At 69.6% G+C, this 20,574-nt stretch carries 19 protein-coding genes and 2 pseudogenes; 14 read left to right on the top strand and 7 right to left on the bottom strand.

Annotated elements, in window-relative coordinates:
• Positions 1-10: 10 nt before the first annotated feature.
• Complete coding sequence (locus ABS361_20855; protein XBY44430.1) at positions 11-1,267, bottom strand: HlyD family secretion protein; 1,257 nt, start codon at positions 1,265-1,267, stop codon at positions 11-13.
• A complete protein-coding gene (locus ABS361_20850; protein ID XBY44429.1) occupies positions 1,257-1,778 on the bottom strand; it encodes a MarR family transcriptional regulator in 522 nt (173 codons plus the stop codon). The genes ABS361_20855 and ABS361_20850 overlap by 11 nt, the downstream gene beginning before the upstream one ends.
• A 268-nt stretch (positions 1,779-2,046) precedes the next feature.
• Between ABS361_20850 and ABS361_20845 the strand changes: the two genes are divergently transcribed.
• Genes ABS361_20845 through ureG form a run of 4 tightly spaced genes read left to right on the top strand, consistent with a single transcriptional unit; the run spans position 2,047 to position 5,105 of the window.
• Entirely contained in the window at positions 2,047-2,745 is a 699-nt protein-coding gene (locus ABS361_20845; protein ID XBY44428.1) for a DUF29 family protein, read from the top strand.
• A complete protein-coding gene (locus tag ABS361_20840; protein XBY44427.1) occupies positions 2,679-3,698 on the top strand; it encodes an urease accessory protein UreE in 1,020 nt (339 codons plus the stop codon). Before ABS361_20845 ends, ABS361_20840 begins: the two co-directional genes overlap by 67 nt.
• Positions 3,622-4,452 carry an urease accessory protein UreF gene (locus ABS361_20835; protein ID XBY44426.1) on the top strand — a complete coding sequence of 277 codons (831 nt, stop codon included), beginning with the start codon at positions 3,622-3,624 and terminating at the stop codon, positions 4,450-4,452. Before ABS361_20840 ends, ABS361_20835 begins: the two co-directional genes overlap by 77 nt.
• Complete coding sequence (gene ureG, locus ABS361_20830; GenBank protein XBY44425.1) at positions 4,449-5,105, top strand: urease accessory protein UreG; 657 nt, start codon at positions 4,449-4,451, stop codon at positions 5,103-5,105. Before ABS361_20835 ends, ureG begins: the two co-directional genes overlap by 4 nt.
• On the opposite strand, the gene ABS361_20825 is transcribed toward ureG, so the two are convergent.
• Positions 5,106-5,960: a LysR family transcriptional regulator gene (locus ABS361_20825; GenBank protein ID XBY44424.1), complete on the bottom strand. Its 855-nt coding sequence runs from the start codon at positions 5,958-5,960 to the stop codon at positions 5,106-5,108.
• A 116-nt stretch (positions 5,961-6,076) separates the two neighbouring features.
• Between ABS361_20825 and ABS361_20820 the strand changes: the two genes are divergently transcribed.
• Together ABS361_20820 and ABS361_20815 are read left to right on the top strand one after the other, a co-directional pair.
• Positions 6,077-6,538, top strand: coding sequence for a 4-oxalocrotonate tautomerase (locus tag ABS361_20820; protein ID XBY44423.1), 462 nt, complete (start codon positions 6,077-6,079; stop codon positions 6,536-6,538).
• A 196-nt stretch (positions 6,539-6,734) separates the two neighbouring features.
• A complete protein-coding gene (locus ABS361_20815; protein XBY44422.1) occupies positions 6,735-6,935 on the top strand; it encodes a hypothetical protein in 201 nt (66 codons plus the stop codon).
• 75 nt (positions 6,936-7,010) lie between these two features.
• Here ABS361_20815 and ABS361_20810 read toward each other — a convergent pair whose 3' ends face one another.
• Positions 7,011-7,670: a TlpA disulfide reductase family protein gene (locus ABS361_20810; protein XBY44421.1), complete on the bottom strand. Its 660-nt coding sequence runs from the start codon at positions 7,668-7,670 to the stop codon at positions 7,011-7,013.
• 102 nt (positions 7,671-7,772) lie between these two features.
• On the opposite strand from ABS361_20810, the gene argH reads away from it, so the two are divergent.
• The 4 genes and pseudogenes from argH (at position 7,773) to ABS361_20790 (ending at position 13,777) form a co-directional block, all read left to right on the top strand.
• Complete coding sequence (gene argH, locus ABS361_20805) at positions 7,773-9,173, top strand: argininosuccinate lyase (GenBank protein XBY44420.1); 1,401 nt, start codon at positions 7,773-7,775, stop codon at positions 9,171-9,173.
• A gap of 145 nt (positions 9,174-9,318) precedes the next feature.
• On the top strand, positions 9,319-9,540 hold the full coding sequence (locus ABS361_20800) for a lipoprotein (protein XBY44419.1): 222 nt from the start codon (positions 9,319-9,321) through the stop codon (positions 9,538-9,540).
• Between the two features lie 75 nt (positions 9,541-9,615).
• Positions 9,616-12,551, top strand: a pseudogene (locus tag ABS361_20795) (TIGR02302 family protein).
• Between the two features lie 299 nt (positions 12,552-12,850).
• Positions 12,851-13,777 (top strand): alpha/beta hydrolase, encoded by a 927-nt coding sequence (locus tag ABS361_20790; GenBank protein XBY44418.1) that lies wholly within the window; start codon positions 12,851-12,853, stop codon positions 13,775-13,777.
• 40 nt (positions 13,778-13,817) lie between these two features.
• On the opposite strand, the gene ABS361_20785 is transcribed toward ABS361_20790, so the two are convergent.
• The 3 genes from ABS361_20785 to ABS361_20775 all read right to left on the bottom strand — a co-directional run bounded on the left by ABS361_20785 (position 13,818) and on the right by ABS361_20775 (position 16,215).
• A complete protein-coding gene (locus ABS361_20785; GenBank protein ID XBY44417.1) occupies positions 13,818-14,213 on the bottom strand; it encodes a response regulator in 396 nt (131 codons plus the stop codon).
• A 126-nt stretch (positions 14,214-14,339) separates the two neighbouring features.
• Positions 14,340-14,879, bottom strand: coding sequence for a hypoxanthine phosphoribosyltransferase (gene hpt, locus ABS361_20780; GenBank protein XBY44416.1), 540 nt, complete (start codon positions 14,877-14,879; stop codon positions 14,340-14,342).
• On the bottom strand, positions 14,860-16,215 hold the full coding sequence (locus tag ABS361_20775) for an MJ0042-type zinc finger domain-containing protein (GenBank protein XBY44415.1): 1,356 nt from the start codon (positions 16,213-16,215) through the stop codon (positions 14,860-14,862). Before ABS361_20775 ends, hpt begins: the two co-directional genes overlap by 20 nt.
• Positions 16,216-16,265: 50 nt before the next feature.
• Between ABS361_20775 and ftsE the strand changes: the two are divergent.
• From ftsE to ABS361_20755, 4 genes and pseudogenes are all read left to right on the top strand, one after another.
• A pseudogene (ftsE, locus tag ABS361_20770) lies at positions 16,266-16,924 on the top strand (cell division ATP-binding protein FtsE).
• A gap of 792 nt (positions 16,925-17,716) precedes the next feature.
• Positions 17,717-18,616 carry an FtsX-like permease family protein gene (locus ABS361_20765; GenBank protein XBY44414.1) on the top strand — a complete coding sequence of 300 codons (900 nt, stop codon included), beginning with the start codon at positions 17,717-17,719 and terminating at the stop codon, positions 18,614-18,616.
• A gap of 202 nt (positions 18,617-18,818) precedes the next feature.
• Positions 18,819-19,451 carry a YdcF family protein gene (locus tag ABS361_20760; GenBank protein ID XBY44413.1) on the top strand — a complete coding sequence of 211 codons (633 nt, stop codon included), beginning with the start codon at positions 18,819-18,821 and terminating at the stop codon, positions 19,449-19,451.
• A 105-nt stretch (positions 19,452-19,556) separates the two neighbouring features.
• Entirely contained in the window at positions 19,557-20,342 is a 786-nt protein-coding gene (locus tag ABS361_20755; GenBank protein XBY44412.1) for a lysophospholipid acyltransferase family protein, read from the top strand.
• Positions 20,343-20,574 lie beyond the last annotated feature (232 nt).

Genomic DNA, 20,574 nt, shown 5'->3' with positions numbered 1-20,574 from the left:
GGCGTTGGCGTCAGCGGTGGGGGGCCGCCTCCGCCACGTCTTGCGCATGGGCGGTTCCGAAGTCGAACAGGCCGCCGACCACGCCCTGCAGCGAACGCTGCCGGCCGGTGTCGATCGAGACATAGGCGCTCATGCCGGCGCGCAGCGCGCCGACGTCCTCGCCGGGCGCGAAGGCGACGCGGACCGGGATCCGCTGCACGACCTTCACCCAGTTGCCCGAGGCGTTCTGCGCCGGCAGGATCGAGAACTGCGCGCCGGTGCCCGGCGCGATCGCCTCGACGGTGCCGTGCCAGACCCGATCCGGATAGGCGTCGACGGTCACCGTCGCCGCCTGTCCCGGCCGCACGTAGGTGAGGTCGGTCTCCTTCGGATTGGCGTCGACCCAGGTATCGTCGCGGCCCACGATCGCGAAGATCGCCGTGCCGGCGGTCAGATAGCGACCGAGCTGGATCGAGGCGACCTGCGTCGCCGTGCCGGCGATCGGCGAGCGGATCGTCGTGTTGTCGAGATCGCGCCGCGCCTTGTCGAGCTCGGCCTGCGCCTGCATGTAGGCCGGGAACTTCACGATCGGCAGGTTCGGATCGCCGACGATCTGGTTCAGCACATTGACGCGCTGCTGGCGCAGCAACTCGGCCTGGGTGCGGGCGGCAGTCACGGCGAGCCGCGCCTGATCGACATCGGCCTGCGTGCCGACGCGGTTGCCGGCGAGCTGCTGTTTGCGGTCGAGATCGGCCTCGCGCAGCTTGATGGTCTCGTCGGCGAGCGCGATCTGGCGATCGAGGCTGCCGAACGAGGCCTTCAGGTTGGCGAAGTCGGTCCGGACGCTGTCGAGCTTGGCTTCCGCCTCGCGGACGGCGATCTGATACGGCACCGGATCGATGGCGAGGAGCGGATCACCGGGCTTCAGCGCCTGACCCTCGGTGACGGCGACCGAAATCACCCGACCGGAGACGTCCGGCGTGATGAGCACCTTCTCGGCGCCGACCTGTGCGTTGTCGGTCGTGATGTAGCGGCCGCCCTGGAGATACATCCAGGCGCCACCGGCAACGACCGCGAGCGGGATCGCCACCATCAGCAGGAACCGGACCGGCGAACGCTTGCTGCGCTTCACCGGCGGCGTGCCGGAGGGCTCCGCCGCCACCGCGCTCGGCGCGACGGCGCCGGGCGCCGAAGCGGGCGCATTCGGAGCCCGATCGGTAGAGGGCGGATTGTTCGGGGCGGGCGCCGCGGGCACGGTCTCCCGGGCGGGATTGCCGTCAGCGGACATGGGCTTCTCTCTCTTCTTCGTGCCGGCGCGGCGCGGCGCGTTGAGCCGCGAAATGCGCCATGGCGTCCTTGATGTTGGTCTTGACCCGTTCGAGCTCGACACTCAGGCGGTCGAGATCGGCGGGCGAAAAGCCGTCGAAGATCCGGCCGAGCATGTCGTCGGCGGTCGGCTGCACGGCCTCGAGCGTCGCCCGGCCGGCATCCGTGATGAACAGGAGGTTCGCGCGCCGGTCGGTCGGATGCGGCCGCCGCTCGATGAGCCCCTGCTCGGTCAGCTTGTCGACCAGACGAACGAGCGAGATCGGCTGCATCTCGAGGATCTCGGCCATCTCGGTCTGCGTGAGGCCTTCCTGCCGCGAAAGACGGCCGAGCAGCACCCATTGCGCCCGTGTCATGCCGTGTTCGGTGGCACGCTGGTCGAAGTAGGTTCCCATCAGCCGCGACACGTCCTTGATCAGGACGAGTGTCTCCTTGCGCGGATCGCCGGACGGCGTGCAGTGTGCGTGTTTCATGGACCTTATAATAAGCATGCTTATGATAAGGACAAGATGCTTTCCGCAGGCGTCACCGGTCACAGCTGCGTGATGACGGCGGACGACCGACTGCGGGCCGCGGCGGGCCGATCGACGGCCGGATCAGCCCGTGCAACGTCCGCGATCCCGCCATGTTCCCCCGAGCGGGGACGGTCGCGGGAGCGAACGGTCCGCGATCCCGTCCTCGCCAACCGCGTCCCGGCGGCGCCGATCACGAGGCCGTCGGACTTCGCTCCGCGGACGGTCGTTGACAGGCGCCAACCACCGCTTACCTTCCGCGGCGATGCTCGAGATCATCCGAATCGCGGCCGAATCCGTCGGAGGCGTACCGATCCTGGCCCGCCGGCTGGGACTCACGCGCCAGGCCATCTACCAGTGGAAGGAGATCCCGGCCGATCGCGTCGCCGAGATCGCCGCCGCGACCGGCATTTCGCGCGCGGCGCTGCGCCCGGATCTCTACGAAGCGGCCGAGACCGACGGCGCCATACCCGAATTGCCCACGATGCCCGATCGCGCCGAGGACCGGGTCGCCTGGGCCGAGGCGCAGGCGCGCGTACTGAGGCGCGGCCCGGTCGCAGCGATCGACCGGGAGGCGCTCGCCGATCTGGTCGAGGCCGACGCGCTGAAGCTGCGCGGCGAGGTGGTCGGCCGGCTCCGGGTGATCATCGTCCGCCTGCTCAAGTGGCGCATGAAGCCGGAACGCACCTCCGAGAGCACGATCGGCGTGGTCACGGCCGAGCGCGCGCGCATCCTCGCCAAGATCGCCGAGAGCCCGTCGCTGCACGACCATCTCATCGCTTCTCTGGCGCGGACCTATGCGGAAGCCTCGGAACAGGCGGCGCGCGAGACGGCCCTTGCCCTCGACATGTTTCCGGCGGAATGTCCCTATCCTCTCGAGCGCCTGCTCGATCCGGGCTTTCTTCCGAAAGGCATGACTTCCCCATGATGCGCGCCACCGCCACCGCTCTCGCCGGCAGCTTCGCCGCCGATCAGGTCGTCGACAGCGTCGAACTCGATTTCGAGGACCGCCGCCGCCGCCGCATGACGATGAAGGGCAGGAACGGCCTCGAATTCCTGGTCGACCTCGCCGAGGTTCCCGCGATCGGGCACGGCGACGGCTACCGGCTCGACAACGGCCTCGTCGTGACGATCGAGGCGAAGCCCGAGCGGCTGGTCGAGTTCCGCTTCACCGATCCGCTCGCGCTCACCCGCGTGGCCTGGCACCTCGGCAACCGCCACACCCCGACGGAGATCCGCGCGGACGTGCTGCGCATCCGCGACGACTACGTGCTGGTCGAGATGGTGAAGAAGCTCGGCACCGCCCAGATCGGCTTCGTCGAGGCCGCCTTCGTGCCGGAAGGCGGCGCCTACGGCCACGGCCAGGTGCAGGGCCACGAGCACGACCACGAGCACGGGCATGACCATCACGATCACGGTCATGCGCATGGCCGCGATCATGATCACGGCCACGATCATCACGATCACGGTCATCATCACCACGACCACGACCACGACCACGATCATGGCCACGCCCACGCGGGCGAGGCGCCGATCGACGATGCCGAACTGGCCGCCGCGATCGAGCGGCGCAAGGCCCGGCAGGCCGCCCGCGCCGCCACCGCGCATACCCATGTCCATGGCCCGGACTGCGGTTGCGGTCATGATCACGCTCATGATCATGACCATGCGCACGGCCATCATCACCATGATCACCACCACGATCATGATCACGTGCACGCCCACTCCCATGGCCACGATCATGGCCACGAGCACCATGAGCACGGCCCGGGCTGCGGTTGCGGCCACGATCATGCCCATGGTCATGACCACGCCCACAGTCATGATCACGATCACGGGCACCATCACGACGACCGCAAGCACGGCCATCGTCATGGCTGACGGCGGCCGTTCGCCGGATGAAGCCACTTCGGACACGGGTCTCGGCCCGTCCGGGCGCGGCGCCGACGATGTGCTGAAGCTCATGGTCTGGCTGTCGCCGGCCTTCCCGGTCGGCGGCTTCACCTATTCGCACGGACTGGAATGGGCGATCGAGGACGGTACGGTGACGACCACCGCCGGCCTCGAGCGTTGGCTCGCCGACATCGTCCGCCACGGCGCCGGCCGCAACGACGCGATCTTCTTCGCGCTCGCCCACCGTGCCATGGCCGCCGGCGACCTCGACGCGCTCTCGGACACAGTCGAGCGCGCCGCCGCCTTCCAGCCGTCGAAGGAACGTCGGCTCGAGGCGACCGCGCAAGGCGCTGCCTTCATGCGCGCGATCCTCGACACCGCCCCTGCCGAGCCGCTCGACCGGCTGCTCCCCCTGCTCGCTGCTCGTTTCGACGGCGCCGTGCCCTGGACCTACCCGGTCGCGGTCGGCGTCGCGGCTGCCGCGCATGGCATCGCGCTCGATCTCGCGCTGCCGGCCTACCTGCAGGCCTTCGTGCAGAACGTCATTTCCGCCGGCGTCCGCGCCGTGCCGCTCGGCCAGACCGACGGCCTGCGCCTGGTCGCGGCCCTGCGCCCGATGATCGAGGCGGCCGCGTCCGGCGCGCTTCATGCATCCGTCGACGATCTCGGCGGCGCGGTATTGCGCGCCGACATCGCCTCGATGAAACACGAAACCCAGTACACGAGACTGTTCCGCTCATGACCCTTGCCGACGCATCCGCCGCCCGCCGTCCGCTGTCGAAGTCGCCGCACGGCCCCTTGCGCGTCGGCGTCGGCGGCCCGGTCGGCTCCGGCAAGACCGCGCTGATGGACGTGCTCTGCAAGCGCCTGCGCGAGAGCTACGACATCGCCGCGATCACCAACGACATCTACACCAAGTGGGACGCCGACTATCTGGTCCGCTCCGGCGCGCTCGACGCCGACCGGATCATGGGCGTCGAGACCGGCGGCTGCCCGCACACCGCCATCCGCGAGGACGCCTCGATCAACCTCGCCGCGGTCGCCGAGATGCGCACGCGCTTTCCGAACCTCGATCTGATCCTGATCGAATCCGGCGGCGACAATCTCGCCGCGACCTTCTCGCCCGAACTCGCCGACATCACGATTTATGTCATCGACGTCGCCGCCGGCGAGAAGATCCCCTCCAAGGGCGGACCGGGCATCACCCGCTCCGACCTGCTGGTCATCAACAAGATCGACCTCGCCCCGATGGTCGGCGCCTCGCTCGAGGTGATGGACCGCGACGCCCGGCGCATGCGCCGCGAGCGGCCGTTCGTGTTCACCAACATCAAGACCGGCGAGGGCGTCGAGACCGTCGCCCGCTTCATCGAGACCGCCGGCGGCCTGTCGACCTGATCAGGCCGCGCCGCTCCGGAACGCCTCGAACACGCGATCGAGCGCCGCCGCCGTGCCGCGATCCCCGCGGCGCGCGATCATGACGATCTCGCTCGGCGGCAGGGCAGGCAGGCCCATCTCCGGATCGAGCTCGCGGCAATCCGGCGGGATCGCCGAACGGCCGAGACAGGCAATGCCCAATCCGGCCGAGACCGCCGCCTGCACCGCCGCGAGACCGGGGCTCGAAAACGCGTCGAAATGATCGATGCCGGCCTCGGAGAGCACCGAGTCGGCCGTGCTGCAGACGGCGCAGGGCCGCGCGACCGAGACGAGCGGTACCGTCTCGCCCGGCCGCCAGTCGAGGTCGCGACCGCCGATCCAGGCGAGGTCGTCGCGATAGACCACCCGCCCCTCGCCGCCGGTGCCGATCCGCCGGATCAGCACCGCGTCGTGCTTGCCGGCCGAAAACTCCGCCAGGATCGGCGCCGACAGGCCGAGCGTCATCGACACCCGCACCCCCGGCAAGGCCCGGCGCAACGCCGAGAACACCGCCGGCAACCGCAGCCCGGCGGCGTGCTCGCTGACGCCCAACGTCAGATGCCGCGGCCGATCGTCCTCGACGACCCGGGCGATCGCCGCATCATGCGCGGCGAGGATCCGGCGCGCGTCCGGCAGAAACGCCTCGCCGAACGGCGTCAGCGCCACCGCCCGCGGCGTGCGGTCGAGGAGGCGCCTGCCGAGGCGATCCTCGAGCTTTTTCAATCTGATGCTGATCGCCGACTGCGTCGCGCCGAGCCGATCGCCCGCCTCGGTGAAGTTGGCGAGGTCAGCCACCGCGGCGAACGTGCGCAGGAGATCGATATCGAGCACGGTCATCGCCGGCGCCCCATTTCAATTTCAAATCTCAGATATCTATATCATTCGTTTCAGAAATGATCGAGCCCGCGGCATCGTCTCTCCAGACGGCAATCACGCCGGCCAAGGAGGCTCCCATGCCGATCATCCAGGTTCGCTACGCCACCCCGAACAGCGCCGAGGAACCGACCCGCGCCGCGATCGTCGCCGCGGTCATGAAGCCGACGGTCGATATCCTCGGCAAGAAGCCGACCGTGACCGCCGTCGTCGCCGACCGGATCGATCCCGAGGCCTGGTTCATCGCCGGCCGCAGCCTCGCGGATTGGAACAAGGCCAGCGTCTTCGTCGAGATCCGGGTCACCGACGGCACCAACACCAAGGCCGAGAAGGAAGCCTTCATCGCCGACGTATTCGATCGGATGAGCCGCCTGCTCGGCCCGCTCCACGAGGAGAGCTACATCCATGTCCACGATGTCCGCGCCGAAGCCTATGGCTATGGCGGCCGGACGCAGGAGTACCGGTTCATCGCCGATCGGATCGAACAGGCGGAGCGCGAGACGGCCTCGCTCGATGCGTTCCGGAAGTTCGGCATCCGCTGATCCGCCGAGCAGACCCGTGGTCACGGGCGGAGGATGACGCAGTCGCGCGAAACACCTGAGAATGTTTGCCGAGGGAAACACTTCGTTTACTCCCCCGTGCGACTGTCCTTCTCGCGGGGTTCGAAGGTTCTGCGTGCCCCCGCCCCAACCGGGCTCGCCGCGTTTCAGGCGCCCGCCGCGTAAGAAGACCTCCGGCATGGACTCCGTCTCGATCGCGACCGGCCTGATCGCCGCGCAGGCCTCGTTCAAGGCCGACGCGCTCGCCGCCAAGTTTCTCCAGCAGAACGCCGCCAGCGATCGCGCCGTCGCGGACCTCGTCCAGGCCGCCTCGACCCAGTCCGACAAGCTGGCCAACCTCGCCGCCGGTATCGGCGGCAATCTCGACGTCACCGTCTGAGCCGATCCCCGCCTGTCACGATCGCCCCGCTCGGGAGGTCTCTGCCTTCAGCCGCAGCATCGCCCGACCGCGCCGTCAATTCCCCATTGCCGCCTTGATCACGGCCTTGGCGTCGGCGGAATCCCATTCCGCCGGGCCGTTCATGGTGCCGATCTCGCAGCCGTCCGGACCGACCAGCATGGTGGTCGGCAGGCCGCGACTCTTGCCCTTCTGCTGCAGCGCCTTGAACACGCCGAGGGTCGGGTCGGCGTGGTAGCCGAGCGCGGCGACGCCGATCTCGGAGAGAAACTGCTTCGGTTTCTCGGGATCCTTGGTGTCGAGGTTGATCGCGACCACCTCGAACTTGTCCGAGCCCGACGAGGCCTGCAGCCGGTCGAGCGCCGGCATCTCCTTGCGGCACGGCACGCACCAGGTCGCCCACAGGTTCACGAGCAGCGTCTTGCCCTTCCAGGCCGACAGCGCCACCGGCTTGCCGTCCGAGCCGTTGAAGGCGAGCCCGGAGACGAGCAGCGGCTGCGCATCGGCCGGGATCAGCGCGGCGACCTCGCCCTTGACGAGGGGCTTGATCCGCGCCGCCGCCGCGATCGAGGCGGAGCAGTTTCCCGCCGCGCCCGCATTGCGCTGCAAGCCGCCGATCCCGTATACCGCCGCGAGGCCGAGCCCGAGGCCCGCGACGACGGCGACCGATACGATGGTCGCGGTGCGCGGGGCGGATTTCGGTTCGGTCTCGGTCATGGCGTGCACTCGGGTCGCATTCGGGTCGGGTCGGCTGCGTCGGACAGGACGAGCAGGGCGGAAGGCCGTCGAGCGGCCTATCAGATTTCGGGGTTGAAGATCATGTCCAATCGCATGTGGGGCGGACGGTTCGCGGAAGGGCCGGATGCCATCATGGAAGAGATCAACGCCTCGATCGGGTTCGACAAGAAGCTCTACGCCCAGGATATCCGCGGCTCCAAGGCCCACGCCAAGATGCTCGCCGAGCAGGGCATCATCGGCGCGGACGATGCGGCAGCGATCGACCGTGGTCTAGACACGATCCTGTCAGAGATCGAGAGCGGCGCCTTCGTGTTCAAGCGCAGCCTCGAAGACATCCACATGAACATCGAGGCGCGCCTCGCCGAACTGATCGGCCCGTCGGCCGGCCGGCTGCACACCGCCCGCTCGCGCAACGATCAGGTCGCCGTCGACATCCGCCTCTGGGTGCGCGACACGCTCGACCAGCTCGACACGCAGTTCGAGGAGCTGATGGAAGCGCTCGCGACCCGCGCGCTCGACCATGCCGCGACCGTCATGCCGGGCTTCACACATCTGCAGTCGGCGCAGCCCGTGACTTTCGGCCACCATCTGCTCGCCTATGTCGAGATGTTCGCGCGCGACCGCTCGCGCTTCGCCGACGCCCGCGCCCGTCTCAACGAGTGCCCGCTCGGCGCCGCAGCGCTCGCCGGCACCTCGTTCCCGATCGCGCGCGAGACCACCGCGGCGCTGCTCGGCTTCGACCGGCCGACCGCCAACTCGCTCGACAGCGTCGCCGATCGCGACTTCGCGCTCGAGGCGCTCGCCGCCGCCTCGATCGCGGCCGTGCATCTGTCGCGCTTCGCCGAGGAGATCGTGATCTGGACCTCGGCGCAGTTCGGCTTCGTGAAGCTGTCCGACAAGTTCACGACCGGTTCGTCGATCATGCCGCAGAAGCGCAACCCCGACGCGGCCGAGCTGGTGCGCGCCAAGACCGGCCGCATCTCCGGCTCGTTCAACGCGCTGCTGATGGTCATGAAGGGCCTGCCGCTGACCTATCAGAAGGACATGCAGGAGGACAAAGAGCAGATCTTCGACGCGCTCGAATCGCTCTCCCTGTCGCTCGCCGCCATGACCGGCATGGTCCGCGACCTGACACCGAACGAGGCGCGCATGAAGAAGGCCGCAGGCTCGGGCTTCGCCACCGCGACGGACCTCGCCGACTGGTGCGTGCGCACGCTCGGCATCCCGTTCCGCGAGGCCCATCACGTGACGGGCAGGATCGTCGCGATCGCCGCGGAGCGCGACATCACGCTCGACAAGGTGCCGCTCGCCGACCTGCAGGCGGTTCATGCCGGCATCACCGAGGACGTCTATTCGGTGCTGAGCGTGGCGAAGTCGGTCGCGAGCCGGACCTCCTACGGCGGTACCGCACCGAAGAACGTCCGCGCCCAGGCCAAGCGCTGGATCGCCCGCCTCGCCAAGGAACGCGCGAAGAAGGCCTGAACGGCCAACGAGAGAGAGACGGGCGCGGATCGGCTCGCTATCATGCGCCCGCTTCGAGCGCCCGCTCCACCCACACCCGACGCACGCGGGGGGAGCGCGCCCCGCGAGGCCCGTGCACCACGACAGACATCCCGAGGATCGTCACTTGGCCCGCCCCGTTTCGCTCCGGCACCGCCTGCTGCCCGTCGTCGTCGCGCTCGCCGCCGGCGCCATGCTATCCGGCTGCGGCCGCAAGGCGCTGCCCGAGGTGCCCAAGGCCGAACAGCCGGCCGAGGCCAATCCGCTGATCGGCTTCGGCACCCCGGCTCCCGTGCAGAAGAAGACGGAAAAGCCGAAGCGCGACTTCTTCCTCGACCCGCTGCTCTGAGCCGGTCGAGCCGGGCCCGAACGCCCTTCCCCACATTTCTTTGATGCGCGGCCCGAGGTCGCGCCGTGCTCGCGCTTGCCGAGACCGCGCGGCCGTGGGACAGTTTCGGTCAGGGGGAGAGGGAAGACGTCCGGGTCCGAGGGACCGCGGGACGCATACGGCCGAACGGTCGCGGAGACCCCGGGTTTGGACAAGACAGCGTCGAACGATCCCCGCACGAACGAACCCGGCGCCGACGATCTCGGCCGGCGCATCGCGGTCGCCGCCGATCGGGCGCGGCTGGCGATCGGCTGGGAGCGGCTGTGGCCGCGGCTCGCCTGGCCGCTCGGCGTCGCGGCGCTGTTCTGCGCGGTGTCCTGGCTCGGCCTCTGGACCGCCGTGCCCGATGGGCTTCGGCTCGGGCTCGTCGCCCTGTTCGGGCTCGCCTTCCTCGGCGCCTTCGCCGTCTTTCGGGATTTCCGCTGGCCGACCCGCCACGAGGCGCTGCATCGCGTCGAACTGAAGAGCGGCCTGCCCCATCGGCCGCTCGAGACCTACGAGGACCACCTCGCGGACACGTCTGATCCGGTCGCCCGCGCGCTCTGGAACGCCCATCGCGCCCGGATCGCCCGCTCGATCGCGACGCTGGCGCCCGGCGTGCCGCATCCCGATCTCGCCCGCTCGGATCGCTACGGCCTGCGCGTCGCACTCGGCCTCGTGCTGTTCGTCGGCCTGTTCGCCGGCGCCGGTGAATATCGGGACCGCATCGCGGCTGCGTTTCGCGGCGCGCCGCTGCCGGTCGCGCTGGCGAGCCGCGTCGATGCCTGGGTGACACCGCCCGGCTACACCGGCCGCGCCCCCTGTTCCTGACCGGCGAGAACCGGGTGCCGGTCGAGAAGGATGGCGCGATTCGCGTGCCGCAGGGCAGCGTCGTCGTGGTCCGCACCTCGCCGCCGACCGCCGACAAGCCCGCCGATCCGACCGACGTGACCGCCACCGTCGCCGGCAAGAGCAGATCCGTGCCGGTCTCGACCGTCACGGCCGAGGGTGCGACCCCGGTCTCCCCCGGCAACGGCCGGCCCGCCGCCGCGCCCAAGGCCGGCAAGGCGGAGGCGCCGGCCGCCCCGCGCCCGGGCCAGCCGGTCGAACACACCTATGCCCTGGGGAAGGACGCCGCGATCACCGTCGTCTCGGGCGGCCGAAAGATCGGCAACTGGACTTTCGTGGTCGAACCCGATCTGCCGCCGAAGATCCGCTTCGTCGCCGAGCCGGAGGTGCAGCTCTCCGGCACGATCAAGCTCGCTTACGAGGTCCAGGACGACTACGGTGTCGTCGCGGCGGAAGCGAAGATCGAGCCGCTGGCCGACAAGGCCAAGACCGCGACCGGCGCCGCGCCGCGCCCGCTGGTCGGCGCGCCGGACTTCCCGCTCGCGCTGCCGCAGGGCCGCATGAAATCCGGTCAGGCGCAGGTGTTTCGCGACCTGACCTCGCATCCCTGGGCCGGCGGCATGGTGCGGGTGACCCTGGTCGCCCGCGACGAGGCCGGTCAGGAGGGCCGCTCCGACACGGTCGAGATCACGCTGCCGTCGAAGCCGTTCCGCAAGCCGCTCGCCCGCGCCCTGGTCGAACAGCGCCGCATCCTCGCGACCGACGCCAACGACGCGCAAAAGGTCGCGACCGCGCTCGACGCGCTGACGCTCGGCGCCGAGCATTTCATCGAGAAGTCCGGCCACTACTTCGGCCTGCGCATGGCCTATGAGGGCATCGTCGGCGCCACATCCGACGACCAGCTCCGTGACGTCGTCGATCTCCTCTGGACCGTGGCGCTGTCGATCGAGGACGGCGACCTGTCGTTGGCGGAGAAGGCGCTGCGCGACGCACAGGAGGCGTTGCGCAAGGCGCTCGAGAACGGCGCGTCCGAACAGGAGATCGCCAAGCTCACCCAGGAGCTGCGCAAGGCGCTCGACCGCTACATCGCCGAACTGGCGCAGAAGCAGCGCAACAACCCGCAGGCGCGCTCGCCGATGGATCCGAACGCGCGCACGATGCGCAAACAGGATCTCGACAAGATGCTGGACCGGATCGAGAATCTGGCGAAGACCGGATCCAAGGACGCCGCGCGCCAGCTGCTCGCCGAAATGCAGCAGATGCTCGAGAACCTGCAAGCCGGCAACCCGAGCGGCCAGCAGCAGGGCGAGCAGAGCGAACAGTCCGAGGCGCTCGACAAGCTCGGCGAGATGATCCAGCGCCAGCAGCAGCTGATGGACAAGACCCACCGGCTCGACCGCCGCGACGGCGCGCAGCGCCAGCCGGGGCAGCGCGGTCAGCAGGGCGACCAGGGTCCGATGTCCGACGAGGAGCTGAAGCAGGCGCTCGAAGACTTGCAGAAGAACCAGGGCGACCTGCAGCAGGCGCTGAAAGAGCTGCGCGACAAGATGGCCAAGGGCCGCGAACAGCGCGGCGAAGGCCAGCAGGGCAAACAGGGCAAGGGCCAGAACGGCAAGAACCAGAACGGCAAGGGTCAGGACGGCAAGGGTCAGGACGGACAGGGCCAGCAGGCCCAGCGCGGCAAGGGCAAGGCCCAGGGCCGGCCCGGTGAACAAGGCCAGGGCGGGCAGGGCGAAGGCGGCGAACAGGGCGAGGGCCCGGAAGGCCAGCTCGGCCAGGCCGAGGGCGCCATGGGCGAGGCGCGCGAGGCGCTCGGCCAGGGCGAGACGGGCGACGCCGTCGACGCCCAGGGCCGCGCGCTCGACGCGCTGCGCCAGGGCGCCCGCCAGCTCGCCGACCAGATGATGCAGCAGCCCGGCCGCCAGCCCGGCGGCATGCAGGCCGGCGACGCCCCGAGCAACGAAGACCCGCTCGGCCGCCCGAACCGCACCGGCAACATCGATCCCGGCAAGAACCTCGTACCCGGCGAGATCGACGTCCAGCGCGCCCGTCGCGTGCTGGAAGACATCCGCCGTCGCCTGAGCGACCCGTCGCGGCCGCGCATCGAACTCGACTATCTGGAGCGACTGCTGCAGATGCGGTGAGGAGAGGCGCGCGGCGCCGGTCGTCCCGCCTACTCCGAGCCCGATCACCGACGGGATCAGGCGGCAATATTACACGGGTAATATTGACTTTCATTTTTATCCGGATATTAATATCGGACGTCGACCGATCGGCCCCGGAGCCGAATTCGAACAACGGTTCGACGCGCCCGAACCGCATCGCGTCGTGGCTCGGCCTTCTGATGGTTCAGCGGGCACCCCGCCCATTGGTTGACGAGACCAGGCCGATGCGTTCGCCTTCCCGATCGACGACATCCGGCATGAGCCGGCGAGGCTATGCCATGGACATCGTGAAAGCGAACGGGATCGATCTCGCCTGCGAGAGCTTCGGCCAGACGAACGACGCCGCGATCCTGCTGATTGCGGGATTGGGCACCCAGATGGTTCGCTGGACGACGCCCTTCTGCGAGACCCTGGCGGCGTATGGCTATCGGGTGATCCGCTTCGACAACCGCGACGCCGGCTACTCGAGCCACCTGAGCGAACACCAGCCCCCTGACTTCGCAGCTCTGGTCGCCGCGCTCATGGCCGGGCGTCAGCCCGAACTCGCCTACGCGCTGCCCGATATGGCCGCCGATGCCGTCGCCCTGCTGGACGCGCTCGGCATCGAGCAGGCCCATGTGGTCGGACGATCAATGGGCGGGATGATCGCGCAGATCATGGCGAGCGACCATCCGGGCCGGGTACGATCCTTGACGTCCATCATGTCGAGCACCGGCAATCCGGCGCTCCCGCAGGCCATGCCGGATGTCATGGCGATGATGATGCGACCGGCGCCCGACCCCATCACGGACGAAGCCGCCTTCGTCGCGCACAGGCTCGCCTTCGCGCGTCGCCTAGCGGGAACGGGCTACCCGTTCGACGACGAAGCCCATTGTGATCTGGTTCGGGAGGAAGCCCGACGCGCCTACGATCCCGCAGGCTTCGGTCGGCAGCTCGCAGCAATGGCCTGTGCCGGCGACCGGCGCGCGCGGTTGGCGACCATCCGGGCGCCGAGCCTCGTCATTCACGGCGAGGACGATCCCCTGATACCACCCGCCTGCGGAAGAGATACCGCCGCGTCGATTCCCCATGCGGAGCTCATGGTGATCGACGGCATGGGACACGACCTGCCGCGCACGCTCGATCAGACGATCATCGAAGCGATCAACCGAACGGCCCGACGGGCATCCGAGTTCGAGACGAATCCGATCGAAAACAGCGGCTGATCCTACATGCGATCCGGGCCGACCGAGGTCCCTCCCGGTCTCACCCCGCCAGCCGCGCCTCGCCCTCGCCTTGGATCGCGAGCGCGCTGCCGACCGTCCTGCGGATGTCGGCCAGCGTGAACGGCTTCAGCACCACGTCGCGGACCAGATGATCGAGCCCATGGGCGCGCTCGCGCTGATCGGCGAAGCCGGTCATCAGCACGATCGGCAGGGTCGGATAGTCGCGCGCCGAATTGAGCGCCAGCGCGATGCCGTCCATGACCGGCATCTTGATGTCGGAGACGATCAGGTCGAAGCGGCCGTTCTCGCGCGCGAGCACTTCGAGCGCGGTCGCGCCGTCCTCGACCGGCAGGATCTCGTGCCCGTCGAACTCGAGCGCCCGCTTCACGAACGCCCTGACCGAATCATCGTCTTCCGCGAGCAGAATGCGCGCCATGCTGTCCTCCCGGACCGGCGGCCCGCCAGCTCGGGCGTAGCCTTCCGTGGGTCCTCAAGCCCAGATCTTCAGTATCCGCGACTTAGCCACGAGTAGAGGAAAGTCGCGAACGATGCCCCGCGCGAATCAGCCCTTATCGACTACATAACCGATAAAGGGCAATTCGCGAAACGCGTGTGCCGCGTCCATGCCGTAACCGACCACGAACTTGTCCGGACACTCGAAGCCGACGAACTCCGCTTCGATATCCGCGACCCGATGGCCCGGCTTGTCCAAAAGCACGACCACCGCCGCGCGCCGTGCGCCGCGCTCCAGCACCAGCGACTTGGCGTAGGACAGCGTCCGGCCGGACTCCAGAATGTCGTCGATCAGCAGCACGTCGCGCCCGGCGACATCCGTCTCCAGATCCCTGACCACCGTGACCACGCCCGAGGACGTGGTTGCCTCGCGGTAGCTCGACAGCGAGATGAAATCGACCTGCGGCGAGATTCCCGCGCTATGCAGCGCGCGGATCAGGTCGGCCGCGAAGACGAAACTGCCCTTGAGCACGGCGACGACGAGCACGTTGTCGACGAAGTCGGCAGCGCGGATCTCGGCGGCGAGCTCCCGGTTCCGCCGCGCGATCGCGTCGGCATCGAAGAGTACATCAATGGTGGGGAGCGTCATGTGGGGCTTCGTCGGCTGTCGGCTTCGGGGCGGCATGCGGCGCTGCCGGTTTGGACCGGCGGTCGGTGAAGCGGATCGCGAGATCCGCCGCCTGCTCGGGTGGAGAGGCGAGACGACTGCGGAACCGCACCGTCTCGCCGGGGGCCAGCCTATCCGCTCTCGGCTCGATCGACCAAGCATAGATCTCCTGCTGATCGTCGCCGCGCAGCGCCAGGCGCAGCGCCGGCACGGCGCGATAGCCGGTGGTGATGTTCTCGACGATGCCTTCGACGACGAGCACAGGCTGGCCATTGTCCATTTCGCGCAGGGTCTCGACCTTGTCGAAGATGAGCCCGCGCAGGTTCACATCGAAGCCGATCGTCCGATAGAGCCCGGCGAGATCGGGGAAGCGGGCGACGAGCGCCTCGCGCATCAGGATCGATGCGGCCGCAACGCCGAGCGACAGGACCAGAACCGCCATGCCCAGGAACGGCCGAACCCGTGAGGAAATCTGGATGAAGTCGCTCACACGGCGGCGTTTGCGGGTCGCCTTGGCGCCGATCGAGCGGATGCGCGCCAGCGACTCGATGTCGGGGGCGGCCTTGGTCGCCAGGCGCGTGAGTTTTCGACCGATGCCGCCCTCGCCCGCGGCCGGCGCCTCGGCGGCGGTCGGAGCGGCGGCGTCCTCGCCACCGGTTTCGTCCGTGCCGGTCGCCGCCGACGAGCCCGCATCGGCGAACGGATCCGCGTTCGCGCCCGGCCAGGTGTCGTCCGAGGCGAAGAAGCTGCCGGCGCCCGGCGGTGTCTCGACGCGGATCGGTGCCGGCTCCGCCTCCTCCGCGCTCGCGCGCGCCGCCATCACCGGCGTGGCGGGACGCGGCGGCTCGGCGGGCGGCGGGGCGGCAGCGCGAACCGGGCGGTCGACCCCGACGGCTTCGAAGGCATCGGCGAGCGCCGGATCGAGCTCGCGCGTGGCGACCCATTGCGTCTCGCACTTGGCGCAACGGACCTTGCGCCCCTTCGGACCGATCCGGTCGTCGGGGATCACATAGGTGGTGCCGCAGTTGGGACAGCTTGCGCGCATGGCCTCGAAAACGCCGGTGTTCTGCGCGAGACCATGCGCCCGTCGGGCTGAATGGCGCGTAAACTCCGGGCCGTCGGCGGAGGCGCGATGCGGTATCGTTAATGAAACGTCAACGCCGCGGGGCGCAGGCTCGGCGAATCGGACGCGCGATTCGCGTCGGCTGCCGTTTGGCCGATGCGAGGTCGCGAGGCCGACTGGTCGGCGGAAGACGCCGGGCGCCGGAAGCCGGCAGCAACCGCGGCGGGCCCGATCCCGCCGCTTCCAGCGAACCACCAGGCGCCGGCGCGAGGTCGTTCGATGGCGCGCGGGAGCGTGGGCGACAGGTGATCAAGTTCGAGAACGTCGGGCTCAGATACGGCATGGGGCCGGAGGTGTTGCGGGATCTCACCTTCGAGATCGCGCCGCGCACGTTCCAGTTCCTGACGGGCCCCTCGGGCGCTGGCAAGACCAGCCTCCTGCGCCTGCTCTATCTGTCGCTGCGCCCGACGCGCGGCCTGATCTCGGTGTTCGGCCGCGACACCGCGCGCGTGCCGCGCGAGGATCTGCCGCCGCTGCGCCGCCGGATCGGCGTGGTGTTCCAGGACTTCCGCCTGCTCGACCATCTGACCACCTATGACAATGTCGCCCTGCCCTTGCGTGTGCTCGGCAAGAACGAGAGCGACTACCGTCCGGACGTGATCGATCTCCTGCAATGGGTCGGGCTCGGCGACCGCATGCACGTGCTGCCGCCGGTCCTGTCGGGCGGCGAAAGCAGCGCGCGGCGATCGCCCGCGCGCTGATCACCAAGCCCGAGATCCTGCTGGCCGACGAGCCGACCGGCAACGTCGACCCGCCGCTCGCCCGTCGCCTGCTGAGGCTGTTCATCGAGCTGAACCGGCTCGGCACGTCGGTCGTGATCGCGACCCACGATCTCACCCTGATGGACCAGGTCGACGCGCGCCGGCTCGTGCTCGCCGAAGGCCGGATCCAGATCTACGACTGAGGCGCCGAATGACCGCGGACGATCCCGGCGCCCCTCGCAGCGCGCCGCCACCGAGACGAGACGGCCCCGAGAGACGAGACGGGCCCGAGAGACGAGACGGGCCCGAGCCGCAGCGCCCATCGCATCCCGGCGGCGCGTCCGAGCCGCAGCGAGGTGTCCCGGCTGCGCCGCGGGGACCGGCCGCGCGCGTCACGACGGCCGCGCCGCGCTCGCCGGCCGGGCCGGCCACGATCCTGCGCGGCGGCGGTCAACAGCACGGCGCGCGGCCGGCGCCGAGGCCGGAGCCGGGGCCCGTCACCTTCGATCCACCCGCCGCCGCGCCGCGCGCTGCCCCGACCGCAGCGGAGGCACGGCCTCAGGCGCCGTCCGGCGCCCCGCAACGGACCGAGCCCGCCCCCGGCCCGAAACACCCCGGAGCGATCAGGGCCGGAACGATCAGGTTCGGGGCGATCAGGCCCGACCGGACCCGACGCGCGCCGGTACGGTTGAAGATCCGTCACGCCCGACCGCACGGCCGGTCGGCGCCCCGCCGCCGCTTCCCCCGCCCCGCCAGCGCAGTCGGCTCGGGTCCATCCGCCCCAGGCCCAGCCGGCGCAGGCGCGCCCCGCTGCCGCGCCCCACACGCCCCCTGGCGACCGTGGCCAGCCCGCGCAGCGTACCGACGCCGCGCTCGCCCGCACCCATCCGGCCGAACCGGCACGCCGGCCGCAGCCGAAGACTGGGGCGAAGAGCGGAGCGAAGGCCGCCGCCAAGGCGAGGCTCGCCGGCGCGAGGCAGGCGCTCGGCGACCGGTTGACCTCGCCGACCCCGATCGTGCCGCCCCAGGCCGTGGCCGGCCGGGCGCTGGTGCTGGTCGTGGCGATCATGTGCTTTCTCGCCTGTCTGGCGGTCGGCGGCCTGGCGCTGGTCTCCTCGGCCGCGCGCGACTGGCAGCTCGACATCTCGCGCGAGATCACCATCCAGGTGAAGCCGCAGGACGGCGTGCCGCTCGAACCGCAGCTTCAGAAGGCGATGACGATCGCCCGCGACACGGCCGGCATCCGCAATGTGCGGCTGATGTCGGACCGCGACAGCGCCAAGCTGCTCGAACCCTGGCTCGGATCGGGCCTCGATCTCGGCGCGCTGCCGGTGCCACGGCTGATCGTGATCGAGCTCTCCGATCCGGAAGCCGCCGATCTCAAGGGCCTGCGCACGCGGCTGCAGCGCGAGGTCGACAACGCCGTCCTCGACGATCACAGCGTCTGGTCCGGGCGGCTCAGGACCATGGCCGGCGCCATGGTCGCGGCCGGTGTCACGGTGGTGGTGCTGGTGCTGGTCGCCATGGTGCTGTCGGTCGTGTTCGCGACCCGCGCCGCCATGGCCGGCAACAAGGACGTGATCGAGGTGCTGCATTTCGTCGGCGCCGAGGATCGCTTCATCGCCAAGGAGTTCCAGCGCCACTTCCTGATGATGGGCCTCAAGGGCGGCGCGATCGGCGGCGCCGCGGCGCTCGTCTCGTTCCTGCTCGCCGACTGGTTCACGCGCGAGACCCCCGGCCTCGCGCTCAGCGATCAGGCGCACGCGCTGTTCGGCGGTTTCGCGGTCGGGCTCGAGGGCTATGCCGGAGCCCTGGTGGTGGTCGGCGTGGTCGCCGGCCTGACCGCCTTGACCTCCCGTTGGACCGTGCGCAGCTACCTGCGCCAACTGGAATGAAGAGCCGCCATGCGCGCCGCGGCGCGGTCGCGCAGTCGACCGGCGGCGGCGAGAACAGTAGAATCACCGACAGGAGCGACGTTTGGACCTGCCTGTGACGATCGAGAGCGGAACCGAAGCCCGATTCGGGGCCGCCTGTGCCCGGGAGGCACAGGCCCACCGGATGATCGGCCCCGCTCCGCGCCGCGCGCGGAGCGGCGGCTTGTTGCGCTTCGTCGCCAAGATGACGCTCTTCACCGGCTTCCTGCTGATCGCCTTCGGTGCCGGCAGTTTCCTGCACTTCACCGCCCTGGTGGCGAGCACACGGGCGCCGGCCGATGTCGGCGCCGACGGCATCGTCGTGCTGACCGGCGGCCGCGACCGCGTCCACGGCGCGATCGACCTGCTCGAGGAGGGCCGCGCCAAGCGGCTGCTGATCTCCGGCGTCCACCCGCTGACCCGCGCCGAGGACATCCAGCGCGCCACGGAATCGAACCCGACCCTGTTCCGCTGCTGCGTCGACCTCGGCTTCAAGGCCGAGACCACCGTCGGCAACGCGCGCGAGACCGCCGACTGGGTCCGCCGCCAGGGCTTCCGCAGCCTGATCGTGGTCACGAGCGCCTATCACATGCCGCGCTCGCTCGCCGAACTCGGCCAGGCGATGCCGGAGGTCACGCTGATCCCGTTCCCGGTCAAGCGCACGGACCTCAATCTCGATACCTGGTACGTGCATCCGCGGACGCTGAAGCTTCTCACTGCCGAATACCTGAAGTATATGCTCGCCCGGCTTCGGCTGGGCGTGGAGACGATCGAGCGACCGGCCATGTCGAAGGCCTCGGCGGCGCCGGCCGGGTGATCACCCGGCGGGAACCCGCCGGCGCATCGCCTACCGACGCCCCCCTCTCCCGACGCCCCCCGCCCGACGCCCCTCTCCGACGCCTCGCGCTCACGATCCCGGCCCATGATCCTGCTGATCCGTTCGTTCGCCTTCAACCTCGTCTTCTATGCCGCGCTGATCCTCTGGCTCATCGCGCTGATCCCGACGCTGCTGCTGCCCGCGTCGGTCATGTGGGCGATGATCCGCGCCTTCTCGAAGACGACACGGTTCCTGCTGCGCGTAATCGCCGGCATTCGTGTCGAGGTGCGCCATCCGGAACGGCTGCCGCCGCGCGGCGTGCTGGTCGCATCCAAGCACCAGTCGATGTTCGAGACGCTCTGCCTGATCGACTATTTCGACGATCCCGCCTTCATCCTGAAGCGCGAGCTGATGTGGATCCCGGTGTTCGGCTGGCTGGCCGCCAAGGGCCGCAGCATCCCGGTCGATCGCGGCCGCGGCCGCGATGCGCTGCGCGCCATGGCCGAGCGCGCGCGCAAGGAGGCGGCAGTCGGTCGCCAAATCGTGATCTACCCGGAGGGCACCCGGCGCGCCCCCGGCGCCGAGCCGGCGTACAAGACCGGCATCATGCTGCTCTACCGCATTCTGGGCGTCCCGATCGTGCCGATGGCGCTCAACGCGGGCCTGTTCTGGCCGCGCCGGACCTTCCGCCGCTACCCCGGAACCATCGTGGTCGAGTTCCTGCAGCCGATCCCCGAAGCCCTTGCGCCAGATGAAGTTTTTCAGCGCATGCAGCGCGAGATCGAGACCGCGTCCGATCGCCTGCTGCTCGAAGCGGTCGCGGCCACGCCGGCGCTTCCGCTCGGCCCCGACGCCAGGGCGCGGATCGCGGCGCTGACGCAAGCCTCCTGATCACGGTCCACCCATTATCCACAGACCTGCGACAACTCGCCGCACCCTTGTGGCCACTTTGCGGCCGACCCGTTGCGTCACCACATCATTGTCATAGCGGAAGTCGGCACGAATCACGGTTTCGGCCTCGTTCAAATCGTGACCCGCGGCTTCCCCGACCGCCTTGCCCGCCATGGGCCTTGCGGCCGGATGCGATGATGTTCTATCTTTGTTCCAGTCATCCGATTGGAAC

The organism is Ancalomicrobiaceae bacterium S20 (genome assembly GCA_040269895.1).
GTDB lineage: Bacteria > Pseudomonadota > Alphaproteobacteria > Rhizobiales > Ancalomicrobiaceae > Methyloraptor > Methyloraptor flagellatus.
The sequence above is the reverse complement of the archived record's forward strand: the minus strand, read 5'-3'. Positions and strand labels throughout refer to the sequence as shown.

Excerpts from the sequence above, each read along its gene's own strand:
- ABS361_20855 (XBY44430.1), bottom strand. The coding sequence starts at position 1,267 with ATGTCCGCTGACGGCAATCCCGCCCGGGAGACCGTGCCCGCGGCGCCC.
- ABS361_20850 (XBY44429.1), bottom strand. The coding sequence starts at position 1,778 with ATGAAACACGCACACTGCACGCCGTCCGGCGATCCGCGCAAGGAGACA.
- ABS361_20840 (XBY44427.1), top strand. The coding sequence starts at position 2,679 with ATGTCCCTATCCTCTCGAGCGCCTGCTCGATCCGGGCTTTCTTCCGAA.
- ABS361_20835 (XBY44426.1), top strand. The coding sequence starts at position 3,622 with ATGACCACGCCCACAGTCATGATCACGATCACGGGCACCATCACGACG.
- ureG (XBY44425.1), top strand. The coding sequence starts at position 4,449 with ATGACCCTTGCCGACGCATCCGCCGCCCGCCGTCCGCTGTCGAAGTCG.
- ABS361_20825 (XBY44424.1), bottom strand. The coding sequence starts at position 5,960 with ATGACCGTGCTCGATATCGATCTCCTGCGCACGTTCGCCGCGGTGGCT.
- ABS361_20820 (XBY44423.1), top strand. The coding sequence starts at position 6,077 with ATGCCGATCATCCAGGTTCGCTACGCCACCCCGAACAGCGCCGAGGAA.
- ABS361_20815 (XBY44422.1), top strand. The coding sequence starts at position 6,735 with ATGGACTCCGTCTCGATCGCGACCGGCCTGATCGCCGCGCAGGCCTCG.
- ABS361_20810 (XBY44421.1), bottom strand. The coding sequence starts at position 7,670 with ATGACCGAGACCGAACCGAAATCCGCCCCGCGCACCGCGACCATCGTA.
- argH (XBY44420.1), top strand. The coding sequence starts at position 7,773 with ATGTCCAATCGCATGTGGGGCGGACGGTTCGCGGAAGGGCCGGATGCC.
- ABS361_20790 (XBY44418.1), top strand. The coding sequence starts at position 12,851 with ATGGACATCGTGAAAGCGAACGGGATCGATCTCGCCTGCGAGAGCTTC.
- ABS361_20785 (XBY44417.1), bottom strand. The coding sequence starts at position 14,213 with ATGGCGCGCATTCTGCTCGCGGAAGACGATGATTCGGTCAGGGCGTTC.
- hpt (XBY44416.1), bottom strand. The coding sequence starts at position 14,879 with ATGACGCTCCCCACCATTGATGTACTCTTCGATGCCGACGCGATCGCG.
- ABS361_20755 (XBY44412.1), top strand. The coding sequence starts at position 19,557 with ATGATCCTGCTGATCCGTTCGTTCGCCTTCAACCTCGTCTTCTATGCC.